The following is a 25,581-nucleotide window of genomic DNA, read 5'->3' on the forward strand; positions in this document are numbered from 1 at the left end:
CGGAATAGTCAGCAAAATTGATGCCGATGGGCTACACTAGCCGCATGATACGAGAACTTCCTTCGCTGGTGATCCCCGGCGCGACGATTGAGGTCCTGAAGGCGAGCTGCGCATCGTGCAGCATGCACCAGCTGTGCTTGCCGATGGGCTTGGATAACAACGACATGGAACGGCTGGACCAGATCATCGGTCGCCGTAAAAAAGTGGCGCGCGGCGCCACCCTGTTCCGCATTGGCGATCCGTTCCAGAACCTGTACGCGATTCGCCTCGGCCATTTCAAGACCTACCAGGTCAACCGCGAGGGCGCGGAACAGATCACCGGTTTCCAGATGGCCGGCGAACTGCTGGGCATGGACGCGATCAGCGCCGACCAGCACCATTGCACCGCCATCGCGCTGGAAGACAGCGAGGTGTGCGAAATTCCGTTCGCCACGCTGCAGTCGCTGCTGGCCGAAATGCCGACCCTGCTGCGCCATTTCCACCGCATGATGAGCCAGGAAATCACCCGCGAGCAAAGCGTGATGCTGTTGCTGGGCAATATGCAGGCGACCCAGCGCTTCGCCGCCTTCCTGGTCAACCTGTCGTCGCGCTACGAGGCGCGTGGCTATTCGTCGACCACGTTCCAGCTGCGCATGTCGCGCGAGGAGATCGGCAACTACCTGGGCCTGACCATCGAGAGCATTTCGCGTTTGCTGTCGAAGTTCAAGAAGGAAGGGTTGGTGCGCGTGAGCAACCGGGAAATCGAGTTGCTCGACCCGCACAAGCTGAAAGCCATCACCGCCGGCACCGAGACCTGCGGCTAATGGTGGCTGATGGCGGCTAATCCGGCAGCAGCGTGATCTCGCGCTGCTTCGGCCAGATCCAGGCGCCGGCCAGGCGCCAGTCGCGTTTTTCCCCCTCCACCAGCACCACCCAGCGGCTGCGTTCGAGCAGCGGCAGGCGCGCGCTGAAGCTGCCGTCGGCGGCCGGCACCACGATCAGTTTCAGATCCTTCTCCGGCTGCGTCGCGTGCGACAGGCTGACCATCAGCGGGCCGGTGTCGGCGCGGTTGACGCGCCCGGTCAGCAGGCCGTTGGCGGCGTCATAGCCGAGCCCGACCGACAGGCCCAGCTGCGCCGCCACGTGGTCGCGCCGCAAGTCCTGGTTGATGGCCTTGCCCTGCTTGTAGTAGTCCCCGACCACCACCGCGTCCGGCGTCTTGATGGCCAGGTAGGTGGCGTAGCCGGTGGCGGCCATGATGATGGCCGGGCCGGCCATCAGCAGCCAGGGCCAGCGGTGCTTCCACCATGGGGCGACGGGGGCGGCGAGTATGCTGCTCATAACGTTTCTCCTTAACGCGGTACGATGAATACCGCCGATTCCTTGACCCGCAGCGACGGCTCGTCGATGGCGGTCAGCGTGACTTCAATCTTGTTCGAGCCCGGCAGGCCGGCGCCGTGTTCGGCGCGCAGGCGGATCGGGTGGGCCCGGGTTTCGGTCGCTTCCACCCGTACCAGGTCGGCGGCGGCCACGGCCAGCGTCGGCAGGCCGCCGACGGTGATCTTGTAGATGTGCGCCTGCTCGGAGGTGTTCATGATCTGCAGGCGGTAGACGTTTTCGATCTTGCCGTCCTCCACCTCGCGGCCCATCGAGCCGCGGTCGCGGATCACGTCCAGCTTCAGCGGCGTCCGCAGGTACAGCGAGGTACAGGCGGCGATCACGATCAGGCCCAGCACGGCGGTGTAGATGCGCACGCGCGGGCGCAGGGCGCGGCGCCGGATCTCGGTCGGCGTCAGGTGCTCGTCCAGCGCGCGCTCGGTGCTGTAGCGGATCAGGCCGCGCGCCTGGCCGGTTTTGTCCATGACGATGTTGCAGGCGTCGACGCAGGCGGCGCAGCCGATGCATTCATATTGCAGGCCGTTGCGGATGTCGATGCCGGTCGGGCAGACCTGCACGCACAGCGAGCAGTCGATGCACGAGCCGCCGTTGCCGTGCTGCTGCTTGGCCAGCGGGCCGCGCGGTTCGCCGCGTTCGGTGTCGTAGGTGATGATCAGGGTGTCGCGGTCGAACATCGAGCTCTGGAAGCGGGCATACGGGCACATGTATTTGCACACTTGCTCGCGCAGCCAGCCGGCGTTGCCGTAGGTGGCGAAGCTGTAGAACAGCACCCAGAACCATTCCCATGGGCCGAAGTTGAAGGTCCACACTTCGCTCATCAGGTGTTTGATCGGCGTGAAGTAACCAACGAAGGTGAAGCCGGTCCACAGCGCCACGGCCAGCCAGGCCAGGTGCTTGGCGGTTTTCTTGCCGGCTTTTTTCACCGACAGCGGCTGCCGGTCGAGCGCGATGCGGGCGCTGCGCGGGCCTTCGATCTTGCGTTCGATCCACAGGAAGATTTCGGTGTAGACCGTTTGCGGGCAGGTGAACCCGCACCACACCCGTCCCGCGATCGCCGTCGCCAGGAACAGCAAGTAGGCGCTGATGATCAGCAGGACGGCCAGGTAAATGAAGTCTTGCGGCCACAGGACCAAGCCAAAGATGTAGAACTTGCGCGTGCCCAGGTCAAACAGCAGGGCCTGGCGGTCGTTCCATTGCAACCACGGCGTACAGTAGAAGGCCAGCTGCGTCAGCCAGACAAACAACCAGCGCAGACGCGCGTATTTACCGTCGACCTCGCGAGGATAGATCTCCTCGCGCTTTGCGTACATCTTGATAACTTGTTCCTGTGGGGCGTTCATTTTGTTTCTGCTATCGGTGGATCAGTCGGCGTGGCAGCGCTGGCTGCCGGCGACACTTCTGGAACCGCCTTTGTATCATTCGACAAGCTCCATACATACGCGGCCAACACATGCACCTTGGCTTCGCCGAGGAAGTCGGCGAACGCCGGCATGGTGGCGGTGCGGCCCTTGTTGATGGTCTCCTTGATGGTGTCGACACTGCCGCCGAACAGCCAGATCTTGTCGGTCAGGTTGGGCGCGCCGAGCGCCTGGTTGCCCTTGGCGTCCGCGCCGTGACAAGCCATGCAGGCGGCGAACTTCTCTTTGCCGAACACCGCCTTGATCGGGTCGTGGGTGGATTTCGACAGGCTCAGCACATAGTGCGCGACCGCCTCCACTTCCTTGTCGCCGCCCACCGCCGCGCCCATCGGCGGCATCATGCCGCTACGGCCGTGCAGGATGGTTTCCTTGATGGTTTCCGGCGCGCCGCCGAACAGCCAGTCCTTGTCGGTCAGGTTGGGGAAGCCCTTGTTGCCGCGTGCGTCAGAGCCGTGGCACTGGGCGCAGTAGGTCAGGAACAGGCGCTCGCCGATGGCGTGCGCTTGCGGATCGGCGGCCACCGCCTTCAGGTCCTGCTGCTGGAACTGGGCGAACAGCGGACCGTATTCGGCATCGGCTTTTTGCAGCTCCTGCTCGTACTGGCCGCTGGATTTCCAGCCCAGCTTGCCGACGTAGGAACCCAGGCCCGGATACAGGAACAGGTAGGCCAGCGAGAAGATGATGGTGATGTAGAACAGCCACATCCACCAGCGCGGCATTGGCGTGTTCAGCTCGGTCAAGTCCTCGTCCCACACGTGGCCGGTGGTGCCGGTCTTGCCGTCGGCGGTCTTGGCCACTTTGACCTTGGACTGCGAGTACAGCAGGATGCCGCAGCCGATGATGCCCAGCAGGGTCAGCGCGGCGATGTAGATGTCCCAGAAGCCGTTGGTGAAATCAGCCATGATGGGCCTCCTTCTCGTCGTCGGCGAACGGCAGCGTGGCTGCCGGGGCGAAGTCGGCTTCCTTGTGGTGCACGAAGGTCCACCACAGGATGCCGGCGAAAGTGATGAACGACACGACCGTCATCACGCTGCTGGCGTTGTCAAGCAGGATATCCATGCTAGTTCCTCGTTTTGATCAGGGTGCCCAGGCCTTGCAGATAGGCGACCAGGGCGTCTTCTTCGGTCTTGTCCTTGAGCTCTTCCGGCGCGGCGGCGATCTCGGCGTCGGTGTACGGCACGCCGATGCGGCGCAGCGCGCGCATCTTCGGCTGCACCTCGGCCGGCGCCAGCGCGGTCTTGGCCAGCCATGGATAGTTCGGCATGTTCGATTCCGGCACCACGTCGCGTGGATTGTTCAGGTGGGTGCGGTGCCATTCATCGGAATAGCGGCCGCCCACGCGCGCCAGGTCGGGACCGGTGCGCTTGGAACCCCACTGGAACGGGTGGTCGTAGACGAACTCGCCGGCCACCGAGTAGTGGCCATAGCGCTCGGTCTCGGCGCGCAGCGGCCGCACCATCTGCGAGTGGCAGTTGTAGCAGCCTTCACGCACATAGATGTCGCGGCCGACCAGGCGCAGCGGGCTATACGGCTTGAGGCCCGCCACCGGTTCCGTGGTCGATTTCTGGAAGAACAGCGGCAAGATCTCGACGGCGCCGCCGACGCTGACCACCAGCGTCACCAGCGCGATCAGCAGCCAGGGATTTTTCTCGATCCATTCATGTGAAAATTTCATACTGTGCTCCGGTTTCAGGCGTGGGCCGCGTTCACCGCCGGGATCGGCGCGACCGCGGTTTTGGTGTTACGCAAGGTCATCCAGGTGTTGTAGGCCATCACGCACATGCCGCTCAGGTACAGCAGGCCGCCGGCGACCCGCACCACGTAGTACGGATAGGTGGCCTTGACGCTTTCGGCGAAGGTGAAGGTCAGCGTGCCGTCCGGATTGACCGCGCGCCACATCAGGCCCTGCATCACGCCGGCGATCCACATCGCGGCGATGTACAGCACCACGCCGATGGTGGCGACCCAGAAGTGCAGGTCGATCAGCTTGGTCGAGTGCATTTTCTGCTGGCCGGCCAGACGCGGGATGATGTAGTAGATCGAGCCCATGGTGATGAAGCCCACCCAGCCCAGCGCGCCGCCGTGGACGTGTGCCACGGTCCAGTCGGTGTAGTGCGACAGCGAGTTGATGGTCTTGATCGACATCATCGGACCTTCGAAGGTGGCGATGCCGTAGAACGACAGCGAGACGATCATGAATTTCAGGATCGGGTCGGTGCGCAGCTTGTGCCAGGCGCCCGACAGCGTCATCATGCCGTTGATCATGCCGCCCCAGCTTGGCGCCAGCAGCACCAGCGAGAACACCATGCCGACCGATTGCGTCCAGTCCGGCAGCGCGGTGTAGTGCAGATGGTGCGGACCGGCCCACATGTAGGTGAAGATCAGCGCCCAGAAGTGCACGATCGACAGGCGATACGAGTACACCGGACGTTCGGCCTGCTTCGGAATGAAGTAGTAGACCATGCCCAGATAGCCGGCGGTCAGGATGAAGCCCACCGCGTTGTGGCCGTACCACCATTGGATCATCGCGTCCTGTACGCCGGCGTAGACCGAGTACGATTTGAACAGCGAGGCCGGCATCGACATGCCGTTCACCACGTGCAGAATCGTCACGGCGATGATGTAGGCGGCGAAGAACCAGTTGGCGACGTAGATGTGTTTGACTTTACGCTTGATCAGCGTGCCGAAGAACACCACGGCGTAAGACACCCACACCAGCGCGATCAGGATGGCGATCGGCCATTCCAGTTCGGCGTATTCCTTGCCGCGGGTGAAACCCATCGGCAGCGTGACGACGGCGCTCAGAATCACCGCCTGCCAGCCCCAGAAGGTGAAGGCGGCCAATTTGTCCGAGAACAGGCGCACCTGGCAGGTGCGTTGCACCACGTAGTATGACGTGGCAAACAAACCGCAGATACCGAACGCGAAAATCACCGCGTTGGTATGTAGTGGACGCAAACGGCCATACGTCAGCCATGGGATGTCCAGATTAAGGGCGGGCCACGCCAGCTGGGCAGCGATGATGACGCCGACTAGCATGCCGATGACGCCCCAGACTACGGTCGCGATCGCGAACTGCTTAACGACCTTGTAGTTGTAGTGTTGTTCCAATTTGTTCTCCTCAGAACACTTTGATGATGTAGGTCAAAGGTTACTTAGGAGAGACTTAAAAAACCTTGATATAAGTCAAAATCTGCCGGATCACCGTCATTCCAGCCTGCGCCGGAATGACGGCGGGGCTATTGAGGGTCGGCGGGTGGACGGTCGTCGTCCTGCAGGATGCGCAGCGCCGGGCCGACCAGGTCGTCGAACTGGCCGTCGTCGGCGGCGCGGAAGAAGATCCACAGCGCCACAAACACCAGAATCACGCTGAGCGGAATGAGTAAATAGAGCGCTTCCATCAAGCTTTCCTTCGCAGCCGTAGCGCGTTCAGCACCACCACCGCCGAACTGGCCGCCATGCCGACGCCGGACAACCACGGATTGAGCAGGCCGATGGCGGCGGCCGGAATCGCCGTCACGTTGTACAGCATGGCCCAGCCCAGGTTCTGGCGGATGATCCGCATGGTGCGCTCGGCGGTGCGGGCGCTGTCCGCCACCGCGCCGAGGCGGCCGTTGAGCAGCACCGCGTCCGCGTGCGCCTGCGCCAGCGCGGCGCCGCTGCCCATGGCGAACGAGACATCGGCCGCGCCCAGCACGGCGGCGTCGTTGATGCCGTCGCCGATCATCGCCACCACGCAGCCACGACGTTGCAATTGTTGGACGAAATTGAGCTTGTCGGCCGGCAGATAGCCGCCGACCGTGGTCTCGATGCCCAGCTGGTCGCCGACGCGGCGCGCCAGCACGTCGTCGTCGCCGCTGACCAGCACCACCGTCTTGCCGGCCTGGCGGAAATAGTCGACCGTCTGCTGCGCATCCGGCCGCAGGCCATCGTGCAGATGGAAACAGGCCAGCCACTGTCCTTCGGCGCCGAGGTAGACCGGGGTGGCGCCGTCGGCGTGCTCGCGCGCCGGCGGCAGACCGGCGATGCCGGCCACGAACTGCGCACTGCCCAGACGGTAGCGGCGGTGGTGCACCGTGCCCTCCAGGCCGCAGCCGGCGGTTTCGGTCAGCGCCGCCGCGCTCCAATGCGCGCGCCCGGCCGCGTCGGCGGCGTTGACGATGGCGCGCGCCAGCGGGTGGGCGCTGCCGGCTTCCAGCGCGGCCGCCACCTGCAGACAGAAGTCGGCGCGCATCGCGCCCAGCGCCTGCGTGGTTTGTAAGACCGGCCGGCCCCAGGTCAGCGTGCCGGTTTTGTCCAGCACGACGTGGGTGGTGCGATGCAGCGTCTCCAGCGTTTGCGGACCGGTCACCAGCACGCCCTGGCGCAGCAGCTGGTCGGTGGCGGCGGCCAGCGCGGTCGGCGTGGCCAGCGACAGCGCGCACGGGCAGGACACCACCAGCACCGCGATCGCGATCGGCCAGGCGCGCACCGCGCTGCCGTCGAGCCAGAACCAGACGCCGAAGGCGGCCAGCGCAAACAGCAGCAGCCCGGCGACAAAATACGCCGCCACGCGGTCGGCCCACAGCGCGATGCGCGGCTTCTCGCCGCCGGCGCGGTTGATCAGCTTGATCAGATCGGACAAGGTGCTGTCCTGCGCCTTGCGCGTGACGCGGGCGATGATCATGCTGCCGGCGTTGATGGCGCCGCCGGCGATGGCGTCGCCGACGTTCTTCGGCACCGGCGCGCTCTCGCCACTCAGCAGCGACAGGTCGAGCGAGGTGCGGCCTTCGAGGATGACGCAGTCGGCGGCCACCGCCTCGCCTGGCTTGATAACAATGACGTTATCCACAGCCAGCGCGGCGGCGCGCACGACGGTGGCGGCGCTGCTGGCCGGGTAGTTTTCCAGCAGCGAGGCGGCGGCCGGCAGCGCGTGTTGCAGGCGTTCCAGCGCGGCGCCGGCCTTGCGGCGCGCGCGCAGTTCGAGGAAGCGGCTGCACAGCAGCAGGAAGATGAACATGGTCACCGAGTCGAACCACACCTCGCCCTCGCCGCGGAAGGTGGCGATGACGCTGGCGCCGAAGGCGGCGGCGATACCCAGCGCCACCGGCACGTCCATGCCCAGCGTGCGCGCGCGCAGGCCGGCCCAGGCACCGCGCCAGAACGGCAGTGCCGAGTACAGGATGGCCGGCAACGTCAGCAGCAAACTGGCCCAGCGCATCAGCGAGGCCATGTCGCTGTCCAGCGTGCCGTCTTCGGCGGCCAGGTAGGACGGCGCCACGTACATCATCACCTGCATCATCGACAGGCCGGCGACGAACAGCTGGCGGCCCAGCGTTTTGGCGGCCCGGCGCTGCTGGTCGGTATGGCGGTCGAGGTCATACGGGTAGGCCGCGTAGCCGATGGTGTGCAGCGCGCCGAGAATGTCGCCGGGCTGGCAGCGCTCTTTTTGCCAGCGCACGTACAGGCGTTCGGTGGCCACGTTCAGCTGGGCGCTGTCGACGCCGGGCAGGCGCGCCAGGCGCTGTTCGATCAGCCACACGCAGGCGGCGCAACGGATGCCCTCCACCGTGAAGGTCGATTCGCGGCTGTCCTCATCGAGCGCGAAGCGCGGGTCGGCGTTGTCGTACAGTTGCAGTTCGGGCGGCAGCTGCTGCGCGCCTTCAGCGCTGGCGGCGTAGGCGGTGCGGTCGCGGTAGTAGTTTTCCTGGCCGAGATCGACGATGGTCTGCGCCACCGCCGCACAGCCGGGGCAGCACATGGTGTGGGCGACGCCGGCGATCCGCACGGTCCACGCGGCGTCGACGGTGTCGATGGTGTGGGGAAGCGGCTGGCCGCAGTGGAAGCACGGCGCCGCTTCCGGTACGGCGTCGTTCAGTGGTTTGGTGTGAGGCATAGCATGTCCATCCATTCGGGCGTCACGCCACCCGCCGCGCGGGCAAGCCCGATGACGCCGAAGGCCAGCACCAGCAGGCCGCAGGCGAGGCGCACGCCGCGCCGCTGCATCGCCCGCTGCACGCGCGCGCCGAGCAGGCCCAGGCTGGTCAGCATCGGCAGCGTGCCCAGGCCGAAGGCCAGCATCATGGCGGCGCCGTCGGCGACGGAACTGCTCAGCATGGCGGTGGTCAGGGCGCTGTAGACCATGCCGCAGGGCAGCCAGCCCCACAGCGCGCCGAGGGCGAAGGATTTGGCGGCGGTGTCGGCCGGCATCAGGGTTTTCATCGCGGGGCCGATGACGGGCTGGGCGCGCTGCCACAGCACGCGGCCGCCTTGTTCGAGTGTGGCCAGGCCGCGCCAGGCGTTCATCAGGTACAGGCCGAGGGCGACCAGCATCAGGTTGGCCAACCAGTAGAAACCCATTTGCACGCCGGCCACGGCGGCCATGTTGCGGGCGCCGCCAGCGAGGCCGCCGGCCAAGGCGCCGGCGGTCATGTAGCTGGCGATGCGGCCGGCGTTATACGCCAACACATGTCCGACGTCGGCGTTCCGGCGAACGCCGGAACCCATAGAACGCCGGAGGGGATACTCAACTATTCTATGGGCCGCAGCGGCGGACCGTCCGGCCTGCGCCGGAACGCCGGCTGCCGACATCGCGGTGACGATGCCGCCGCACATGCCGGCGCAGTGGACGCTGCCGGCCAGGCCGACAACAAACACTGGCAATAGCTGTGCGGCGTTCATGGCATCCTCAGATGGTCTTCGAATAGCGCAGCGGTTGCGGCGCGACGTCCTGCGCCACGCCCAGATAGCGGTCGAACACCATGCAGATATTGCGGATCAGCAGACGGCCCTTGGCCGTCACCGCAATCCATTCGTCATCGGTGGTCAGCAGGCCATCGTCCTCGAATACCTTCAGCTTGTCCAGCTCCGCCGCGAAATACTGGCGGAACTTGATCGGAAAACCCTGCTCGATCGACGACATCGACAATTCGAAATTGCACATCAGCTTGGCGATCACGATCCGCCGCAGCAGATCGTCGTTATCGAGCTTGATGCCGCGCGTGATCGGCAGCACGCCGCCGTCGAGTTTTTCGTAATACGCGTCCAGTGTTTTCTCGTTCTGGCTATAGGTCGCGCCGACCGCGCTGATGGCCGACACGCCGCACGAAATCAGCTCCGACTCGGCGCGTGTGGAATAGCCCTGGAAGTTGCGCTGCAAACGTCCCTGGCGCTGCGCCACCGCCAGCTCGTCGTCCGGCTTGGCGAAATGGTCCATGCCGATGTAGATGTAGCCGGCCCCGCACAAACGCTGAATGCTCATCTTCAGCAGTTCCAGCTTGACCGCCGGCGACGGCATGTCGGCGTCGGCGATGCGGCGCTGCGGCTTGAAGATGTGCGGCAGGTGCGCGTAGTTGTACAGCGCGATGCGGTCGGGCGAGGCGTCGATCACCTTGTCCAGCGTTTGCGTCATGCTGGCGATGGTCTGCTTCGGCAGGCCGTAAATCAGGTCGATGCTGATTGAGCGGAAGCCGGCGGCGCGCGCGGCGTCCATCACGGCGCGCGTTGCGGCCTCGGGCTGGATGCGGTTGACCGCCTTTTGCACCGCCGGATCGAAGTCCTGCACACCAAGGCTGATGCGGTTGAAGCCTTGCTTGCGCAGGCTGTGCACGCGTTCCACGCTGACCGTGCGCGGATCGATCTCGATCGAGTACTCGCCATGCGCGTCATCGGCGAAGTCGAAATTGGCGTGCAGGTGCGCCATCAGATCGCCCATCTGCCTGTCGCTCAGGTAGGTCGGCGTGCCGCCGCCGAAGTGCAACTGCTCGATCTGTCCCATGCCGTCGAACAAACGCCCCTGCATATCGATTTCCTGCTTCAGGTAGCCGAGGTAGACGGCCGCCTTGCTGTGATCCTTGGTGACGATCTTGTTGCAGCCGCAGTAGTAGCAGACCGTATCGCAAAACGGCACATGAATGTAGAGCGATAAGGGGCGGCGGCTGCGGCGCATGCGCAGACCCGCCACCGCCTCCAGGAACTGGCCGTAGCCGAAGTCGTTCTGGAAGCGATCCGCGGTCGGATACGAGGTGTAGCGAGGGCCCGATTGACTCAGCTTGCCGATGATCTCGGCGTCGAATTCAACGGGTGGGAAAGGCGTAATCATAATTTATGCCGCGAGGCGTTTCACGGAGGTTGGAGATTGCTGGGACGCAACCGCGCGTGCTACGCGCGAGCTGCGGGCCGGGCCAAATTTGAACAGGCTGACCGCTTGCGTCAGGCCGCCCGCTTCCAGCGCCAGGCTGGCGGTGGCCGCCGCCGCCTCTTCGACCAGTTGCGCGTTCTGCTGCGTCACCTGGTCCATGTGGGCGATGGCCGAATTGACCTGATCGACGCCGATGCTTTGCTCGTGCGAGGCGACCGAGATTTCGCGCATGATGGCCGTGACCTGCTGCACCGAGGCCACCACTTCCTTCATGGTGGCGCCGGCGCGGTCGACCTGCACCATGCCGGCGCTGACCTTGCCGACCGAGACGTCGATCAGGTTCTTGATGTCCTTGGCGGCGGTGGCACTGCGTTGCGCCAGGTTGCGCACCTCGCCGGCCACCACCGCGAAGCCGCGGCCCTGTTCACCGGCGCGCGCCGCCTCGACGGCGGCGTTCAGCGCCAGGATGTTGGTCTGGAAGGCGATGCCCTCGATCAGGCCGATGATGTCGACGATCTGGCGCGAGGAGTTGTTGATTTCGTCCATGGTGGCGATGACGTCGGCCACGATCACGCCGCCCTGCACCGCCACGTCGGAGGCGTTTTGCGCCAGCTTGTTGGCTTGCTCGGAGTTGTCGGCGTTCTGCTTGACGGTCGACGAGAACTGCTCGACGCTGGACGCGGTTTCCTCCAGGCTGGCGGCCTGCGCCTCGGTGCGGCCGGACAGGTCGGCGTTGCCGGCGGCGATCTGGCGGGTGGCCACGGCCATGGTCTCGACGTTGACGCGGACGTCGCGGATGGTGGCGATCAGGTTGCTGTTCATCTGTTCCAGCGCGCGCAGCAGCTGGCCCACCTCGTCGGTGGCCTGGGTTTCAAAGGTGCCCGACAGGTCGCCGGCGGCGATCGCGCGCGCGCCGTGCAGCGCGCGGTCCAGCGGCTGCAGCACCGACACGCGCAGCGTGTACCACAGGAACACGTTGATCAGCAGGCCGACGAAGGTGGCGGCGAAGATGCCGTAGTTGTTGGCGCTGGTGCCGTTGAGCAGCGCGGCGGCGCAGACCAGCACCTGCAGCACGTTGACCAGGCTGGTGGCGGCCCAGATGCGGAAGCCGAGCGAGGTGTGGCTCAAGCGCGACAGCAGCGTGCCGACGCCCGGCTCGATCACCTGGCCGTTCTTGATGCGGATGCCGTGGTTGGCGTCGGTGCGCATGGTGCGGTAGACCTGGTCGGCCTTGGCGATCTGCTGGCGGTCGGCCTTGACCCGCACCGACATGTAGCCGATGGTCTGGCCTTGTTCGCGGATCGGCGTGATGTTGGCGCGCACCCAGTAGAAATCGCCGTTCTTGCAGCGGTTCTTGACCAGGCCGGTCCACGGCGTGCCGGACTTGATCGACGCCCACAGGTCGGCGAAGGCCTCGGCCGGCATGTCCGGATGGCGGACGAGGTTTTGCGGCGCGCCCAGCAGTTCTTGTTCGCTATAGCCGCTGACCTGGGTGAAGTACGGATTTACATACGTGATGTTGCCGTTCAGGTCAGTCTTCGACACGATGGCCTGGTCTTCCAGGACTTCTACTTCGCGATTGGTGACTGGTTGATTGTTGCGCATTTTCGTCTCTCCGGGCGGTATTATTGCTTTGTCGCAATAAGTATGTTCAGTTTACGTAGTCCCCCCGTCAAATTTATTGATTTAGATCAAATTTGACCGGAATGGAGGGTGTAGGCCCCCGATCCGGCCTGGCAGACAGGGCGGGCATTTGGGGCGTAACGCTGGGCGCAAGCTGGGCGTTCCGCAGAGTAATTAATAGCAGCAAAATGGGCTGTCGTACAGCCAATCCGGCCCCGGTATGAAACTGGGATAGCTGCACCGCGCCGCAGCGGGGCGGAAGGCTCAGTCTGGCTTCTTGAGCAGGCGCAGCAGCTTGGCGCCGAGGGTGACCACCAGCAGCGCCAGGGCGCCGGCGATGACGCCGGCCACGGCGTCCAGCAGGCTGGGGACGACCACGCCCAAGGCCGGGCCGACGGCCGGCGCCGTGGCGACCGCTTCGCTGGCGTGGTGGATCAGGTCATGGGCGAACGGCAGGCCGTGGGTCAGGATGCCGCCGCCGACCATGAACATGGCCAAGGTGCCGACCACGCCCAGCAGTTTCATCAGCAGCGGCGCCGCCGACAGCAGCAGCCGGCCCAGCGCCTTGAGCGCCGCGCCGCCGCGCTGGGTCAGGTACAGGCCGGCGTCGTCCATCTTGACGATGGCCGCCACCAGGCCGTACACGCCCAGCGTCATCAGCAGCGCGATGCCGACCACCACCGTCACCTGTTGCGCGAACGGCGCCGTCGCCACCGTGCCCAGCGCGATGACGATGATTTCCGCCGACAGGATGAAGTCGGTGCGCACCGCGCCCTTGATCTTTTCCTTTTCCAGCGCCACCAGGTCGACCTCCGGATTGGCCAGCGCCGCGTGCAGTTGCTGCTTGTGCTCGTCGTCCTGGCCCGCGTGCAGCAGGCTGTGGGCGATCTTCTCGAAGCCCTCGAAGCACAGGTACAGGCCGCCGAGCATCAGCAGCGGCGTGATCGCCCACGGCGCGAAGGCGCTGATCGCCAGCGCGGCCGGCACCAGGATCGCCTTGTTCTTCAGCGAACCGACTGCCACCGCCCACACCACCGGCAACTCGCGCTCGGCGCGCACGCCGGCCACCTGCTGGGCGTTGAGCGCGAGGTCGTCGCCGAGCACGCCGGCGGTTTTCTTGGCCGCCACCTTGCTCATCGCGGCGACGTCGTCGAGGATCGTGGCGATATCATCGATCAGCATTAACAGGCTGGAACCGGCCATCGTGTGCAACTCCTTCATGTGTCATGTGGTGAGTCGGGCAATATTAACCCAAGCCAGCCGGCGCGCGATACCGCTACAATGGTGATTGCCGTCAACTAATGGAACCGCCATGACTTTCGCCACCTGGATCACCTTCTTTGTCGCCGCCTGCATCATTGCCGTGTCGCCGGGATCGGGCGCGGTGTTGTCGATGTCGCACGGCCTGTCGTATGGGGTGCGGCGCGCCAGCGCCACCATCATCGGCCTGCAGACCGGCCTGTTGCTGGTGTTCTTCATCGCCGGCGCCGGCGTCGGCTCGCTGCTGCTGGCGTCCGAGGTGGCGTTCAACATCGTCAAGACGGTGGGCGCGCTGTACCTGATCTACCTCGGCCTGAGCCAGTGGCGCGCCAAGGTCAGCGTCGGCGCCGAGCGGCACGCCGAGGTGGTGGTGCCGCCGGCCGGCAAACGCTTTCTGACCGGTTTCCTGACCAACGCCACCAACCCGAAAGGGATTATCTTCATGGTGGCGGTGCTGCCGCAGTTCATCACCCAGGGCGCGCCGCTGCTGCCGCAACTGCTGATCCTGGCGGTGACCATGTGCTGCATCGACCTGGTGGTGATGCACAGCTACGCCTTGCTGGCCTCGTCGATGCAGCGTTTCTTCCGCGACGCCAGCGCCCTCAAGAAGCAGAACCGCGTGTTCGGCGGGCTGCTGATGGCGGTCGGCGCGGCGCTGTTCTTTGTCAAGCGTGGCGGTGCCACGGCTTAATTTGTCACCGCGGTCGGCGTCGCCCGGGTGTGCGGCGTTAAGTTAAGTCAAGCCCAGCAACACCACAGGAGACGCAGCCATGAGGCGCACCATCATTTCACTCTTTGCGCTGGCCGCTTTGGCCGGCCACGGCGGCCTGGCCCATGCCGAGGATCCGCCCGCCATGGTCGGACGCATCTCCAGTGTCCAGGGCCAGGTGACACTGGTGGGCGACGGCGATCCGACCGCGGCGTCGCTGAACTGGCCGGTCACCGCCGACAGCCACATCAACACCGCCGGCGGCGCCCGCGCCGAGTTTCGCGTCGGCTCGACCGCCGTGCGGCTGGACGGCGACTCCGACCTGGAAATCACCGGCATGGACGACGACCTGCTGCGCCTGCGCCTCAACTACGGCAGCGTCAGCATCCGCGTGCGCAGCCCGGAGCTGCTGCGCGACTTTGAACTGAGCACGCCGCAGGCGCGCATCACGCTGCTGGCGCCGGGTGTGGTGCGGGTCGATGTCGAGCGCCAGCCGGACACCAGCCAGATCAGCGTGCTGGCCGGCAGCGCGCGGGTGGACGGGGCCGGCTCGTCGGTGGTGGTCAACAACGGCCGCCACGTTGATCTCACGGCGGAAGACGTGCGCACCAGCGTGGCCCGCCGCGACGGCTTCGACGTCTGGGCCGAGGACCGCGACCGGCTCGACAGCGCGACCACCACCACCCGCTACGTTTCCAGCGGCGTCACCGGCTACGAGGAGCTGGACCGCAACGGCCTGTGGACCGACAGCGTCGACTACGGCCCGCTGTGGACGCCGCGTAACGTGGCGATCGACTGGGCGCCGTACCGCGACGGCCGCTGGATCTGGCTGGCGCCGTGGGGCTGGACCTGGGTCGACAACGCGCCGTGGGGTTACGCGCCCTCGCACTACGGCCGCTGGGTGCTGGTCGAGCGCCGCTGGCGCTGGGCGCCTGGTCGTCCCGCCGGCCGGCCGGTATGGGCGCCTGCGCTGGTCGGCTGGGTGGGCGGCAACGGCGGCCCGCAGCATGCGGGACCGGGACCGGGACCGGGGCTGGGCTGGTATCCGCTGTCGCCGCGCGACCGCTTCGTGCCGAACTACCGCGTCTCGTCCGACTACGAGCGCCGCGTGACGTGGACGCACAACGGCCAGCCCCTGGCGCCGCGTGGCGAGGTCCACGGCCACCGCGACGGCCTGACCATGCTGCCGCGCGAGCAATTTGAAGGACGCCGCAACGTCAACGTCGGACGCGGCACGGCATGGCAGCCGCCGGCCAATTTCGTCCGGCCAGTGACGCCGGTGGCGCCACCGCAGCCGCGCTTGCCGTATCGGCCGCTGAGCACTGACCAGGGCGACCGGGGTGACCGCGACCACGACGGCATCCCCGACCGTTTCGAGCGCGGCGAGCGGCGCCAGGACCGTCCGGGACCGGGCCGCACGATCACTGCGCCCGCGCAGCCGCAAGCGGTGCCGGCGCAGCCGCCGCCAGGCCGCATCAGCACGCTGGCGCCGAACCAGTTTGGCCGGCCGGATACGCCGACGCAGACCATCAACCCGAACGACATGCGGCTGGAACTGCGTCCACGCTTCAATCCGGGGCCGCCGGGGCCGCCGCGTCCGCAGGCACCGCAGCCGCAGCCGGTGATGCCGCAGCCGGTATTGCAAGTCTCGCCGCCGCCGCCGCCACCCCAACCGCCGCGCGCCGCCCCGGCCCAGCGCGAACAGCGTGAGCAGCGAGAACCACGGGAAAACCGCGACCACCGCCGCAACGACAACCCCCGCGCCGCAGAACGTTAACCCGGTGTCAGGTCTGACATTCGCACACGGCCTCAACTGCTCCGCAGTTGAGGCCGTGTGCGAATGTCAGACCTGACACCGGACCTCCCGCAGGCGCTTGCAAAGGACTGATACGGCTACAATATAGGCTAGTGCCTCCATCGTGGAGGGCACTAACTTATTAGATTGGAAAGAATATGCGCGCCATCCCCCCATCCGAGTCCCTCATCGAGTATCCGAGCGACTTCCCGATCAAGGTCATGGGGCCGACTCACATCGATTTCGCTCCGACCATTGTGGTGGTCGTGCAAAAGCATGACCAGGATTTCCATGAAGGCAAAATGGAAGTGCGTCCTTCGGCCAAGGGCAATTACACCGGCCTGACCTGCACCGTACGCGCCACCAGCCGCGCCCAGCTGGACGCGCTGTACACCGAGCTGTCCGCCCATCCGATGGTCAAGATTGTCATGTAATTAAGTCTTGTTGGCGCTGGAAGGCGGCGATCTCTTCCAGCAGCCAGTCGCGGAACGCCTGCACCTGCGGCTTGGCGGCCGCATGCGGCGGCGTGACGAAGTAGTACTCATCCGGGCTGGGCGTGGCGATGTCGAACAGCCGCAGCAGTTGTCCGGAAGCGATCTCCTGCATCGCCACCACATGCCGCACCAGCGCCACGCCGTTGCCGTCGGCGGCCGAGCGAATCAGCATCGACAAATCCTCGAACATCACCCCGCCGGACGGTTCCGCCAGCGCGACGCCGGCCGCCCGCAGCCACGGCGTCCAGCGTTCCAGCGAACGCAGCAGCGTATGCCGCGCCAGCTCGGCCGGCTCTACCGGTAGCGCCCCGTTACGATAGTGGGGACTCACTACCGGGTAATACACATCCCCCATCAGCGGCACCACCAGCATGCCCGGATAGTTGCCGCGCCCGAAGCGGATGCCGACGTCCACGCCGTCGCGCGTCAGATCCTGCAACGCGCCGCTCGACTGTAGCACCACTTCGATCTCCGGATAGCGCTCGATGAAACGCCCGAGGCGCGGCGCCAGCCAGCGCGCCGCGAACGATGGGATCGAGCTGATCGTCAGCCGCTGGTTGCCGCCGGCCGCGCGCATGGTGTCGGTGGCGGCGGCGATGTCGGCAAAGGCCTTGCCGAGCAACTGGGCGAACTTCAGCCCGTCGTGAGTTATTTTCACCTGGCGGCCATGACGTACAAACAACGGCCGTCCCAGCTCCTCCTCCAAGCCGCGCACCTGATGGCTGATGGCGCCGTGCGTCAGGCGCAACTCCTCCGCCGCGCGCGAGAAATTCTCGTGGCGGGCCGCCGCCTCGAAGGCGCGCAATGCGGAAAAATTGGGCAGGCGACGCGCCATCCTGTGGATAACTATGTGAATAAAACTAACAAGAATTGCGAAAATATACCGTTATACAGGCACTTACACAAGGTTTACCATGTGAATAAATATAGCGAAGACGGGACCGTCGCGAATGCAAGCCGAGGCCGTGGCACCGGGCCCCGCCGGGAACGACGTGGCGCGGTGCTTTATAATGGCGGCATGACGTCTCCAACCTTCCCCGAGATCAAGCATCTCGGCAAAGCCGACTACGACAGCACGTTCGCCGCCATGCGCGCCTTCACCGACGCCCGCACGCCGGACACGCGCGACGAGCTGTGGATCGTCGAACACCCGCCGGTCTACACGCTGGGCCTGGGCGCCGATCGCGGCCACCTGCTGGCCGGGGCGTCGGACATTCCCGTGGTGCAGACCGACCGCGGCGGCGAAGTCACCTACCATGGCCCCGGCCAGGTGGTGATTTACCTGCTGATGGACCTGCGCCGCAACAAGCCCGGCGGCAAGCTGTACGCGCGCCAGTTCGTGCATAAAATCGAGCAGGCGATCATCAATGTGCTGCAGGCGTATAATCTCGTCGGTGAGCGCGTCGAGGGCGCGCCGGGCATCTACATGGCCGGCGGCGAACACCAAGGCGCCAAGATCGCCGCGCTGGGCTTGAAGGTACGCGGCAATGGCTGCACCTACCACGGACTGTCGCTGAATGTGGCGATGGATCTGGCCCCGTTTTCCTGGATTAACCCTTGCGGCTATGCCGGACTGGAAACAGTCGATATGCGCACCGTTGGTGCGCAGGCAACGCTGTCTGATGTGCAACAGCAGCTGGCCGAGGAGTTAGTCCGCGTCCTGGCGGCAAACGAATGAACTGATTATGACCACTGAAATCAACGCAGCTTACAACCCGAGCGAAAAGCAAAAAGGCGCCAGCAAAACCGCGCGCATTCCGATCAAGATCGTGCCGGTCGAGCAGGTCGAGCGCCTGAAGAAGCCGGACTGGATTCGCGTCAAGGCCGGTTCGCCGAACACCCGTTTCTACGAAATCAAGGAAACGCTGCGCGAGAACAAGCTGGTCACCGTGTGCGAGGAGGCGAGCTGCCCCAACATCGGCGAATGCTTCGGCAAGGGCACGGCCACCTTCATGATCATGGGCGACAAGTGCACCCGCCGCTGCCCGTTCTGCGACGTCGGCCACGGCCGCCCGGACCCGCTGGACAAGGATGAGCCGACCAACCTGTCGCATACCATCGCCAAGCTGCGCCTGAGCTATGTGGTGATCACCTCGGTGGACCGCGACGACCTGCGCGACGGCGGCGCCGCCCACTTCGTCGAGTGCATCTCCAACACCCGCGCGCTGTCGCCGAAGACGCAGATCGAAGTGCTGGTGCCTGACTTCCGCGGCCGTCTGGAAAAAGCGCTGGCGATCTTCGCCGACGGCCTGCCGGACGTGATGAACCACAATCTGGAAACCGTGCCGCGTCTGTACAAGGAAGCGCGTCCGGGTTCGGATTATATGCACTCGCTGAAGCTGCTGAAGGATTTCAAGGCCATGTATCCGCAGGTGAAGACCAAGTCCGGCATCATGGTCGGCCTGGGCGAGACCGACGAGGAAATCCTGCAAGTGATGCGCGACATGCGCGAGCACGACATCGACATGCTGACCATCGGCCAGTATCTGGCGCCGTCGAACAGCCACCTGCCGGTGCGCCGCTATGTGCATCCGGATGTGTTCAAGATGTTTGAGGAAGAAGCCTACAAGATGGGCTTCAAGCACGCCGCCGTGGGCGCCATGGTGCGCTCCTCGTACCACGCGGACGAGCAGGCGCACAACGTGCTGGCCGCCGGCTGATCAAGGCACATGAGTGTACGCATAGAGGCGTCATGGAAGCAGCGGTTGCAGGGGGAGTTTGAGCAGCCGTACTGGGATTCCCTGACGACCTTTGTGCGCGCCGAGTATGCGGCCACGCAGTGCTGCCCGGCCGGCAAAAATATCTTCCGCGCGTTTGACCTGACGCCGTTTGATCAGGTGAAAGTGGTGATTCTCGGGCAGGACCCGTACCACACGCCCGGCGCCGCGATGGGCTTCTGCTTCTCGGTCCCGGACGGCAACCGCCCGCAGCCCAGCCTGCAAAACATCTTCCAGGAACTGCACAGCGACCTCGGCCTCGATCGCCGCCAGACCGATCTCACCGATTGGGCCGAGCAAGGCGTGTTCCTGCTCAACAGCGTGCTGACCGTGCGCGCGCGTGAAGCCGGCTCGCATGCCAACCACGGCTGGGAGACCTTCACCGACAGCGCCATCAAGGCGTTGTCGCAGCAGCGTGAAAACATCGTCTTCATTTTGTGGGGCAGCTATGCCATCGCCAAGCGCGCGCTGATCGACAGCCGCAAGCACCTGGTGCTGACTTCGCCTCACCCATCGCCGTTCTCCGCGCATAAAGGCTTCTTTGGCAGCCGGCCGTTCTCGCGCGCGAACGATTACTTGACCGCCAACGGCCACGCGCCGATTCAATGGGCCTGAACATGGACGCCAGCACTTTCAATCCAGAATACTTCAACACCTTCGGCAAGGGCACGTTGCCGGATTTCCTGGGCATCGTCATCACCTCGGTGAAGGAAGGCGAGATCGTTGCCGAGTTCAACGTCGCCAAACACCATCTGGCGCCGAATGGCTTCCTGCACGCCGGCAGCGTGGTCACGCTGGCCGATACCGCCTGCGGCTACGCCTGCTTCTCGCATCTGCCCGAGGGCGCGCAGAATTTCACCACGATCGAACTCAAATCGAATCATCTCGGCACCGCCCGCGATGGCACGGTGGTGGCCACCGCCACCGCCGTCCATCTGGGCCGCACCACGCAGGTGTGGGACGCCATCGTCGTCAACAAGGCCACCGGCAAAACAATAGCGTTGTTCCGTTGCACACAAATGGTTTTGTTCCCCAAATAGCTGATAAATTGCCGGGTAGACACAACCACTGATGAGTTCTTTGATGTTCAAATTGACCCGCATGGCCACCATCGGCCTGCTGCTGGCCTCCACACTGGCCGTGGCGCAGACTCCCTACACCGACGACGCCACCTATCAGGGGCTGGGTGGCAAGGAGGGCATCCACAAAATCGTCGATAGCTTCCTGACCATTGTGCTGGCCGACCCGCGCATCAAGGACAACTTCGCCGACTTCGATATTGCGCAGCTGAAGGTGCGTCTGGCGCAGCAGTTGTGCGAGTTCGCCGGCGGCCCGTGCAAGTACACCGGTCAATACCGCGACAAGACGATGGATGGCGTGGGCACCGTGCGCGATATGAAGACCGTGCACCAGGACCTGCAGATCACCAACGCCATGTTCAACGCGCTGACCGAGGATTTGCAGATCGCGATGGAACAGCACCAGGTGCCGAGCGGCGTCGCGCTCAAGCTGGTCGCCAGGCTGGCGCCGATGCAGCGCGATATCGTGACCAAATAAGCCGCCAGGAATAGAACCATGAAAAAAATCATCTCAGCCTGCTTGGCGGTGTGTGCGTGCGGCGGTGTGGCCGCGCAGGATATGGGCAAGCTGCTGGCCACCGGCGGCGTCGCGCAGGTGGAAGGTGCGGGTGGTGGTGGCATCACGCCGTGGGCGCTGATCTCCGGCTATGGCACGCGCGACTCGTGGGGCGCCAATGCGCACGCCACGTATCTCAAAACGCAGGACTATCAGCTCAACAGCTACGGTGTGGCGGTGGGCGTGGCGGACCGAGTTGAAGTCTCCTTCGCCAACCAGGAGTTCAAGGGCAGCCTGGCGCCGCTGGATAAGCTGAACATCAAGCAGGACATCTTCGGCCTCAAACTGAAGGTGCTGGGCGACGCCGTCTACGAGCAGGATACGTGGGTGCCGCAAGTGGCCGTCGGCGTGATGTACAAGAAGAACAAGGGCGTCGGCGGCCTCGGTGCGCTGGGCGTCACCAACGTCAAGCAGCTGGGCGCGAAGGACGACAGCGGTTATGACTATTACGTCTCCGCCACCAAGCTCTATCTGGAATATAGCCTGCTGCTGAATGCCACGCTGCGCGCCACGCGCGCCAATCAGATGGGCCTTCTGGGCTTCGGCGGCGACCGCAATGACGCGATGCGCGTGAAGCCGGAGTTCTCGGCCGCCTACCTGATCAACCGCCAGCTGGCGCTGGGCGCCGAGTATCGCCGCAAGCCGCACAATCTCGGCGTGGACAACGAGAAGGCGTACTACGACGCCTTCCTCGCCTGGTTCCCTTCGCGGAATGTGTCGCTGACGGTGGCCTACGCCAACCTGGGGGACATCACCATCTTCAATCCGAAGCAGCAGAAGGGGGTGTATCTGTCGCTGCAGGCGGGCTTTTAACCCTTCAGCGATGCATCCAGCAGCTTGTGCAGCGCCGGGAAATCCGGCTCGCCCAGGTAGCGCTTGAGGATCTTGCCATCCTTGCCGATGACGAAGGTGGTCGGCGTCATCGACACATTGCCGTAAGCCTTGGCGGCCGAGCCGTCGACATCCAGCGCCACCTTGAACGGCAGCTGGCGCGTTTCGGTGTAGTTGACCACGTAGTCCGGACGGTCGTAGCTCATCGCCACGGCCACGAACTCCAGGCCCTGCGGCTTGTATTTGTTGTAGGTGGCGACCATGTCCGGCATCTCCTTGATGCAGGTGGCGCAGTCGGTGGCCCAGAAATTCACCATCACCACCTTGCCCTTGAGGCTGTCCGGCGTGATCTTGTCGCCCTTGATGCTGAGGAAGGTCAGTTGTGGCGCCACCTCGCGCTTGGATACCGTGGCGTAGGCGCCGATGCCGATGGCGGCCACCGCCACGGCGGCGATCACCGGCTTGATCCAGGCGCGCGAGGCGGTGCTCATGGGTTGCCGCTACCGCTGGTGCTGGCCGGCGCCGGCGCTGGCGTGGCCTGGTAGGTCTTCAGCTCTTCGTCGCTGATGTATTCGAACACCTTGACCACCTTGGTCACGCCGCTGACGCCGCGCGCGATGTCGGCGCCGATCTGGCCTTCGCGCTGGGTCACGCGACCCTGCAGGTACACCACACCGCGCTCGGTGACCACCTGGTAGGAGTTGGCCGAGATATCCTTGGCGTCCACCAGGCTGGCCTTGACCTTGCCGGTGATGATGGTGTCGCTGGAGCGCGAGGTGTAGCTCGACGGGCCGGCGATTTCCAGCTCGTTGATGACGTCGATCACGCCTTCGATGCCGCGGATTTCGCGCTCGATCTGCGCCTTCATCGCCTCGTCGCGGACTTCGCCGGTCAGCAGCGCGCGACGGTTGAAGCTGTTGATGTTGACGTGCGCGGCGTCGCCGCCGATGTTGTTGACCTTGATGCCGGCCTTGACCTCGATCGCCTTGTCTTCGGTTTGCGCGCCGAAGGTGCGACGGTCGGAGGCCGCCAGCGTACCGGAAATCGCACCGCCCGCGACCAGCGCGACACAGCCCGACAGCGATGCCAGCATGGCGCCGCACAGCACGCTCAGGGCCAGCGGACGTTGTACCTTGTTCCAGATAGCGCTGGATTTACTCATTCACATCTCCTCCGAACAGCGCGACGTCGATGCCGTCGCAAATAGCATGGATGGTCACCAGGTGGACTTCCTGGATGCGGGCGGTGCGGTCGTGCGGCACGCAGATGTGGACATCGGCGTCGGTCAGCATCTTGCCGATGGCGCCGCCACCCTTGCCGGTCAGCGCCACCACGCGCATTTCACGCTCCAGCGCCGCTTCAATCGCCGCCACCACGTTGCCGGAATTGCCCGAGGTGGAAAACGCCAGCAGGATGTCGCCGGCCTGGCCGAACGCCTGCACCTGCTTCGAGAAAATCTCGCGGTAGCTGTAGTCGTTGGCCACCGCCGTCAGGATCGAGGTGTCGGTGGTCAGCGCGATGGCCGGCAGCGGGAAGCGCTCGCGTTCGAAGCGTCCCACCAGCTCGGCCGCGAAGTGCTGCGAGTCGGCGGCCGAACCGCCGTTGCCGCAGACCAGAATCTTGTTGCCGTTGGACAGTGCCGTGAACATCATCTCGATCGCTTGCGCGATATGCGGCGCGAGGACGGTGGCGGACTGGATTTTAGTTTCGGCACTTTCGTGGAAGTGCGCCAGGATGCGTTGATTAGTCATAGTGTGCTGATTATAGTGCAGTCGTCCCGCAGACTCGACAAGCGCTGTTAAAAATGCTTACATCTCCAGTGCGTTTTGTATCCACGACAACTTTTCATCATCGATGGCGACCAGGTCGAAGCGGCATGGCGGCGGCAGTTTGTGGCGTAACAGATAATATTGCGCGGCGCGAAACAGCCGTTGCTGCTTGGCCGGGGTGACGCTGTAGACGGCGCCGCCGTAGCGCGCGTTGGCGCGGCGGCGGACCTCGACAAACACCAGCATCGGCCCGTGTTGCATGACGAGGTCGATTTCGCCCGATTTACACAGGAAATTGCGCTCCAGCAGCGTCAGGCCCTGGGCTTCGAGGTGGGCCAGCGCCCGGTCCTCGCCCAGCCGGCCCAGCCGCTGTTGTGGCGTGCGCGGCATGGCGACCTCATGGATTGACCGGCTCCGGCGCGCCGTTCAGGTACACGGCCGCGGGTTCGATGCGCTCAAAACTGGCCGGGCCGCGACCGAAGTCGATGCTCAGCCTGCCGGTGACGCCGTCCAGCCGGAAATGGCCGACCGGATGACGGCCGATTTCGCGCGCCACGCGGAAGGCGTCGATGCCCAGCGCGTACAGGCGCGCCATGTCGGCGCCGCCGACGCCGGCCTGCAGTGGTCGCGGATAAACCATCACCGCCGGGTGGTCGCGCTGGACCTGCCACGGCAGGTCCAGCAGGCGCACGCCTTCCAGGTCCTGGGTGGGGAAGCCGGCCTCGCGGCCCGGATTGAGCGCCGAGGTGCCGTAGATCGGCAGGCCGCGGAAGGACTCGGCCGGCGTCGCTGGTGGCGGTGGCGGCAGCGCATCGGCGGTGCTGAAGGTCGGGTTGGTCGCTTCCGGCGAGACGTTGCCGCCGAGGGCGATGCGCAACTGGCGCGTCTGGTCGGCGCCCATGGCCGAGAACAGCAGCGCCGGCGGCGACTGGCGCAGGCTGGCGCGCAGCTGCACCAGGTCGGGATCGCTGAGATAGCTGTCCGGCGCGTTCAGCTCCATCACGCGCACCGGACGGCCCAGGCGTTGCCATTCGGCGGCGAAGGCGTTGGCGACGCGCCGCTGCCATGGCGAGCTGGTGGTGAGCACCACGGCGGCGCCGTCGGCCTGCTCGCGCGCGGCCCACTGCGCGGCCTGGCGCGCCTCTTCCTCGATCGACAGGCCGATGGCCAGCATGTGCGGCGGCAGCGGCGTGGCGCCGGCCTGGCCGTAGCCTTCCGGATAATTCAGGGCGATGGTCGGCTTGCTGACCAGCGCGCTGGTGGCGATGGTGGCCACGGCCGAGCGCGACAGCGGGCCGACCACCAGATCCTCGCTTTGCAGCGCGCGGGCGTAGACCGACAGGATGTCTTGCGGCACGTCGCCGGTTTCCAGCACGGTGACGGTGATGTTGCCGCGATCGCGCTCCCAGGCGGCCATGAAGCCGGCGCGCACCGAGTCGGCGGCGGCGCCCAGCGTTTCCGATTGCAGCGGCAGCAGCAGGCCGATGCGGATCGGCGCGGTCGATGGCTGGCCGGCATCGTTGTCGGTGCGGTCGATGGCCGGCGGTTCGGCTCGTGGTGGCAACTGGCCGCGGTCGTCATCGCTGATGCCGGTCGAGCCGGGCGCGTCTGGCAGGTTGATGGCGAAGGTCTGCGCCGCCGGCAGCGCTGGCTCGGGCGGCGGTTTCGGCAGCGGGGCCGGCTTGGGTGGCGGCGGTGGCGGTGGCAGGCTTGTATTTGCCGCCTGGGGCGAGCACAATCCCCCCGGCGCGTTGCAAAACGGCGTGCTGCACGCACTTAAAACTGCGGCAACCATGCACAGCAGCGTCAACCTCACACTTTTCATCCTACCCCC

The 25,581-nt window shown here is 65.3% G+C and carries 28 protein-coding genes; 10 read left to right on the plus strand and 18 right to left on the minus strand.

Annotated features, from left to right (window positions below; translation table 11 throughout):
- Positions 1–44: 44 nt before the first annotated feature.
- Positions 45–803: a fumarate/nitrate reduction transcriptional regulator Fnr gene (fnr, locus tag GTP44_RS01255; protein WP_161017992.1), complete on the plus strand. Its 759-nt coding sequence runs from the start codon at positions 45–47 to the stop codon at positions 801–803.
- Between the two features lie 16 nt (positions 804–819).
- Here the strand turns inward: fnr and GTP44_RS01260 are convergent, their stop codons facing one another.
- The 12 genes from GTP44_RS01260 to GTP44_RS01315 all read right to left on the minus strand — a co-directional run bounded on the left by GTP44_RS01260 (position 820) and on the right by GTP44_RS01315 (position 13,740).
- Complete coding sequence (locus GTP44_RS01260) at positions 820–1,320, minus strand: FixH family protein (protein WP_161017993.1); 501 nt, start codon at positions 1,318–1,320, stop codon at positions 820–822.
- An 11-nt stretch (positions 1,321–1,331) separates the two neighbouring features.
- Positions 1,332–2,717, minus strand: coding sequence for a cytochrome c oxidase accessory protein CcoG (gene ccoG, locus GTP44_RS01265; RefSeq protein WP_161017994.1), 1,386 nt, complete (start codon positions 2,715–2,717; stop codon positions 1,332–1,334).
- Positions 2,714–3,697, minus strand: a complete 984-nt coding sequence (gene ccoP, locus GTP44_RS01270; protein ID WP_161017995.1) for a cytochrome-c oxidase, cbb3-type subunit III — start codon at positions 3,695–3,697, stop codon at positions 2,714–2,716. Before ccoP ends, ccoG begins: the two co-directional genes overlap by 4 nt.
- Positions 3,690–3,854, minus strand: a complete 165-nt coding sequence (locus GTP44_RS01275; RefSeq protein ID WP_161017996.1) for a cbb3-type cytochrome oxidase subunit 3 — start codon at positions 3,852–3,854, stop codon at positions 3,690–3,692. The genes ccoP and GTP44_RS01275 overlap by 8 nt, the downstream gene beginning before the upstream one ends.
- Before the next feature lies 1 nt (position 3,855).
- The gene (ccoO, locus tag GTP44_RS01280; RefSeq protein ID WP_160988381.1) at positions 3,856–4,470 is read right to left on the minus strand and encodes a cytochrome-c oxidase, cbb3-type subunit II; all 615 of its coding nucleotides are present in this window, start codon (positions 4,468–4,470) and stop codon (positions 3,856–3,858) included.
- 14 nt (positions 4,471–4,484) lie between these two features.
- Positions 4,485–5,906: a cytochrome-c oxidase, cbb3-type subunit I gene (ccoN, locus tag GTP44_RS01285; protein WP_160988380.1), complete on the minus strand. Its 1,422-nt coding sequence runs from the start codon at positions 5,904–5,906 to the stop codon at positions 4,485–4,487.
- A gap of 128 nt (positions 5,907–6,034) precedes the next feature.
- Complete coding sequence (ccoS, locus tag GTP44_RS01290; protein WP_160988379.1) at positions 6,035–6,196, minus strand: cbb3-type cytochrome oxidase assembly protein CcoS; 162 nt, start codon at positions 6,194–6,196, stop codon at positions 6,035–6,037.
- The gene (locus GTP44_RS01295) at positions 6,196–8,670 is read right to left on the minus strand and encodes a heavy metal translocating P-type ATPase (RefSeq protein ID WP_161017997.1); all 2,475 of its coding nucleotides are present in this window, start codon (positions 8,668–8,670) and stop codon (positions 6,196–6,198) included. Before GTP44_RS01295 ends, ccoS begins: the two co-directional genes overlap by 1 nt.
- Positions 8,649–9,455: a sulfite exporter TauE/SafE family protein gene (locus GTP44_RS01300; protein ID WP_160988377.1), complete on the minus strand. Its 807-nt coding sequence runs from the start codon at positions 9,453–9,455 to the stop codon at positions 8,649–8,651. Before GTP44_RS01300 ends, GTP44_RS01295 begins: the two co-directional genes overlap by 22 nt.
- 7 nt (positions 9,456–9,462) lie before the next feature.
- Positions 9,463–10,875 carry an oxygen-independent coproporphyrinogen III oxidase gene (gene hemN, locus GTP44_RS01305; RefSeq protein WP_161017998.1) on the minus strand — a complete coding sequence of 471 codons (1,413 nt, stop codon included), beginning with the start codon at positions 10,873–10,875 and terminating at the stop codon, positions 9,463–9,465.
- Positions 10,876–10,878: 3 nt separating this feature from the next.
- The gene (locus GTP44_RS01310; protein ID WP_161017999.1) at positions 10,879–12,519 is read right to left on the minus strand and encodes a methyl-accepting chemotaxis protein; all 1,641 of its coding nucleotides are present in this window, start codon (positions 12,517–12,519) and stop codon (positions 10,879–10,881) included.
- A gap of 282 nt (positions 12,520–12,801) precedes the next feature.
- The gene (locus tag GTP44_RS01315) at positions 12,802–13,740 is read right to left on the minus strand and encodes a DUF808 domain-containing protein (RefSeq protein WP_161018201.1); all 939 of its coding nucleotides are present in this window, start codon (positions 13,738–13,740) and stop codon (positions 12,802–12,804) included.
- A gap of 109 nt (positions 13,741–13,849) precedes the next feature.
- Between GTP44_RS01315 and GTP44_RS01320 the strand changes: the two genes are divergently transcribed.
- The 3 genes from GTP44_RS01320 to GTP44_RS01330 all read left to right on the plus strand — a co-directional run bounded on the left by GTP44_RS01320 (position 13,850) and on the right by GTP44_RS01330 (position 16,735).
- Complete coding sequence (locus GTP44_RS01320) at positions 13,850–14,488, plus strand: LysE family transporter (RefSeq protein ID WP_161018000.1); 639 nt, start codon at positions 13,850–13,852, stop codon at positions 14,486–14,488.
- 79 nt (positions 14,489–14,567) lie between these two features.
- Complete coding sequence (locus GTP44_RS01325) at positions 14,568–16,283, plus strand: FecR family protein (protein ID WP_161018001.1); 1,716 nt, start codon at positions 14,568–14,570, stop codon at positions 16,281–16,283.
- 176 nt (positions 16,284–16,459) lie between these two features.
- A complete protein-coding gene (locus GTP44_RS01330) occupies positions 16,460–16,735 on the plus strand; it encodes a DUF493 family protein (RefSeq protein WP_160988371.1) in 276 nt (91 codons plus the stop codon).
- Here GTP44_RS01330 and GTP44_RS01335 read toward each other — a convergent pair.
- On the minus strand, positions 16,728–17,630 hold the full coding sequence (locus GTP44_RS01335; protein ID WP_161018002.1) for a transcriptional regulator GcvA: 903 nt from the start codon (positions 17,628–17,630) through the stop codon (positions 16,728–16,730). The genes GTP44_RS01330 and GTP44_RS01335 overlap by 8 nt on opposite strands.
- 183 nt (positions 17,631–17,813) lie before the next feature.
- Between GTP44_RS01335 and lipB the strand changes: the two genes are divergently transcribed.
- From lipB to GTP44_RS01365, 6 genes are read left to right on the plus strand one after another with little or no spacing between them, the layout of a single operon-like run.
- A complete protein-coding gene (gene lipB, locus GTP44_RS01340) occupies positions 17,814–18,473 on the plus strand; it encodes a lipoyl(octanoyl) transferase LipB (protein WP_160988369.1) in 660 nt (219 codons plus the stop codon).
- A gap of 7 nt (positions 18,474–18,480) precedes the next feature.
- Positions 18,481–19,455 carry a lipoyl synthase gene (gene lipA / locus GTP44_RS01345; protein ID WP_160988368.1) on the plus strand — a complete coding sequence of 325 codons (975 nt, stop codon included), beginning with the start codon at positions 18,481–18,483 and terminating at the stop codon, positions 19,453–19,455.
- A gap of 9 nt (positions 19,456–19,464) precedes the next feature.
- Positions 19,465–20,127 carry a uracil-DNA glycosylase gene (locus GTP44_RS01350; protein ID WP_161018003.1) on the plus strand — a complete coding sequence of 221 codons (663 nt, stop codon included), beginning with the start codon at positions 19,465–19,467 and terminating at the stop codon, positions 20,125–20,127.
- Between the two features lie 2 nt (positions 20,128–20,129).
- On the plus strand, positions 20,130–20,552 hold the full coding sequence (locus GTP44_RS01355) for a PaaI family thioesterase (protein WP_160988366.1): 423 nt from the start codon (positions 20,130–20,132) through the stop codon (positions 20,550–20,552).
- A 43-nt stretch (positions 20,553–20,595) separates the two neighbouring features.
- A complete protein-coding gene (locus GTP44_RS01360) occupies positions 20,596–21,069 on the plus strand; it encodes a group I truncated hemoglobin (protein ID WP_161018004.1) in 474 nt (157 codons plus the stop codon).
- 18 nt (positions 21,070–21,087) lie between these two features.
- Complete coding sequence (locus GTP44_RS01365; protein ID WP_160988364.1) at positions 21,088–21,960, plus strand: DUF3034 family protein; 873 nt, start codon at positions 21,088–21,090, stop codon at positions 21,958–21,960.
- On the opposite strand, the gene GTP44_RS01370 is transcribed toward GTP44_RS01365, so the two are convergent.
- The 5 genes from GTP44_RS01370 to GTP44_RS01390 are packed head-to-tail and all read right to left on the minus strand — an operon-like array spanning position 21,957 to position 25,572.
- Positions 21,957–22,469 (minus strand): peroxiredoxin family protein, encoded by a 513-nt coding sequence (locus GTP44_RS01370; RefSeq protein WP_160988363.1) that lies wholly within the window; start codon positions 22,467–22,469, stop codon positions 21,957–21,959. The two genes, GTP44_RS01365 and GTP44_RS01370, sit on opposite strands and share 4 nt — an antisense overlap.
- Positions 22,466–23,140, minus strand: coding sequence for a BON domain-containing protein (locus GTP44_RS01375; RefSeq protein WP_160988362.1), 675 nt, complete (start codon positions 23,138–23,140; stop codon positions 22,466–22,468). Before GTP44_RS01375 ends, GTP44_RS01370 begins: the two co-directional genes overlap by 4 nt.
- A complete protein-coding gene (locus GTP44_RS01380; protein WP_090190818.1) occupies positions 23,133–23,729 on the minus strand; it encodes a phosphoheptose isomerase in 597 nt (198 codons plus the stop codon). The genes GTP44_RS01375 and GTP44_RS01380 overlap by 8 nt, the downstream gene beginning before the upstream one ends.
- 57 nt (positions 23,730–23,786) lie before the next feature.
- Complete coding sequence (locus tag GTP44_RS01385) at positions 23,787–24,137, minus strand: YraN family protein (RefSeq protein WP_161018005.1); 351 nt, start codon at positions 24,135–24,137, stop codon at positions 23,787–23,789.
- 7 nt (positions 24,138–24,144) lie between these two features.
- Entirely contained in the window at positions 24,145–25,572 is a 1,428-nt protein-coding gene (locus GTP44_RS01390) for a penicillin-binding protein activator (protein ID WP_161018006.1), read from the minus strand.
- Positions 25,573–25,581 lie beyond the last annotated feature (9 nt).

It is taken from the genome of Duganella lactea, assembly GCF_009857505.1.
Lineage (GTDB): Bacteria > Pseudomonadota > Gammaproteobacteria > Burkholderiales > Burkholderiaceae_D > Rugamonas > Rugamonas lactea.

What these genes read in the sequence shown, in the direction of transcription:
- GTP44_RS01295 (WP_161017997.1), bottom strand. Translation starts at nt 8,670, where the DNA reads ATGCCTCACACCAAACCACTGAACGACGCCGTACCGGAAGCGGCGCCG.
- GTP44_RS01260 (WP_161017993.1), bottom strand. Translation starts at nt 1,320, where the DNA reads ATGAGCAGCATACTCGCCGCCCCCGTCGCCCCATGGTGGAAGCACCGC.
- GTP44_RS01385 (WP_161018005.1), bottom strand. Translation starts at nt 24,137, where the DNA reads ATGCCGCGCACGCCACAACAGCGGCTGGGCCGGCTGGGCGAGGACCGG.
- GTP44_RS01320 (WP_161018000.1), top strand. Translation starts at nt 13,850, where the DNA reads ATGACTTTCGCCACCTGGATCACCTTCTTTGTCGCCGCCTGCATCATT.
- GTP44_RS01355 (WP_160988366.1), top strand. Translation starts at nt 20,130, where the DNA reads ATGGACGCCAGCACTTTCAATCCAGAATACTTCAACACCTTCGGCAAG.
- GTP44_RS01275 (WP_161017996.1), bottom strand. Translation starts at nt 3,854, where the DNA reads ATGGATATCCTGCTTGACAACGCCAGCAGCGTGATGACGGTCGTGTCG.
- ccoO (WP_160988381.1), bottom strand. Translation starts at nt 4,470, where the DNA reads ATGAAATTTTCACATGAATGGATCGAGAAAAATCCCTGGCTGCTGATC.
- GTP44_RS01300 (WP_160988377.1), bottom strand. Translation starts at nt 9,455, where the DNA reads ATGAACGCCGCACAGCTATTGCCAGTGTTTGTTGTCGGCCTGGCCGGC.
- lipB (WP_160988369.1), top strand. Translation starts at nt 17,814, where the DNA reads ATGACGTCTCCAACCTTCCCCGAGATCAAGCATCTCGGCAAAGCCGAC.
- GTP44_RS01350 (WP_161018003.1), top strand. Translation starts at nt 19,465, where the DNA reads ATGAGTGTACGCATAGAGGCGTCATGGAAGCAGCGGTTGCAGGGGGAG.
- fnr (WP_161017992.1), top strand. Translation starts at nt 45, where the DNA reads ATGATACGAGAACTTCCTTCGCTGGTGATCCCCGGCGCGACGATTGAG.
- GTP44_RS01380 (WP_090190818.1), bottom strand. Translation starts at nt 23,729, where the DNA reads ATGACTAATCAACGCATCCTGGCGCACTTCCACGAAAGTGCCGAAACT.
- GTP44_RS01365 (WP_160988364.1), top strand. Translation starts at nt 21,088, where the DNA reads ATGAAAAAAATCATCTCAGCCTGCTTGGCGGTGTGTGCGTGCGGCGGT.
- ccoG (WP_161017994.1), bottom strand. Translation starts at nt 2,717, where the DNA reads ATGAACGCCCCACAGGAACAAGTTATCAAGATGTACGCAAAGCGCGAG.
- GTP44_RS01325 (WP_161018001.1), top strand. Translation starts at nt 14,568, where the DNA reads ATGAGGCGCACCATCATTTCACTCTTTGCGCTGGCCGCTTTGGCCGGC.
- GTP44_RS01360 (WP_161018004.1), top strand. Translation starts at nt 20,596, where the DNA reads ATGTTCAAATTGACCCGCATGGCCACCATCGGCCTGCTGCTGGCCTCC.
- ccoS (WP_160988379.1), bottom strand. Translation starts at nt 6,196, where the DNA reads ATGGAAGCGCTCTATTTACTCATTCCGCTCAGCGTGATTCTGGTGTTT.
- hemN (WP_161017998.1), bottom strand. Translation starts at nt 10,875, where the DNA reads ATGATTACGCCTTTCCCACCCGTTGAATTCGACGCCGAGATCATCGGC.
- GTP44_RS01375 (WP_160988362.1), bottom strand. Translation starts at nt 23,140, where the DNA reads ATGAGTAAATCCAGCGCTATCTGGAACAAGGTACAACGTCCGCTGGCC.
- GTP44_RS01335 (WP_161018002.1), bottom strand. Translation starts at nt 17,630, where the DNA reads ATGGCGCGTCGCCTGCCCAATTTTTCCGCATTGCGCGCCTTCGAGGCG.
- lipA (WP_160988368.1), top strand. Translation starts at nt 18,481, where the DNA reads ATGACCACTGAAATCAACGCAGCTTACAACCCGAGCGAAAAGCAAAAA.
- GTP44_RS01390 (WP_161018006.1), bottom strand. Translation starts at nt 25,572, where the DNA reads ATGAAAAGTGTGAGGTTGACGCTGCTGTGCATGGTTGCCGCAGTTTTA.
- GTP44_RS01315 (WP_161018201.1), bottom strand. Translation starts at nt 13,740, where the DNA reads ATGGCCGGTTCCAGCCTGTTAATGCTGATCGATGATATCGCCACGATC.
- GTP44_RS01330 (WP_160988371.1), top strand. Translation starts at nt 16,460, where the DNA reads ATGCGCGCCATCCCCCCATCCGAGTCCCTCATCGAGTATCCGAGCGAC.
- GTP44_RS01310 (WP_161017999.1), bottom strand. Translation starts at nt 12,519, where the DNA reads ATGCGCAACAATCAACCAGTCACCAATCGCGAAGTAGAAGTCCTGGAA.
- ccoP (WP_161017995.1), bottom strand. Translation starts at nt 3,697, where the DNA reads ATGGCTGATTTCACCAACGGCTTCTGGGACATCTACATCGCCGCGCTG.
- GTP44_RS01370 (WP_160988363.1), bottom strand. Translation starts at nt 22,469, where the DNA reads ATGAGCACCGCCTCGCGCGCCTGGATCAAGCCGGTGATCGCCGCCGTG.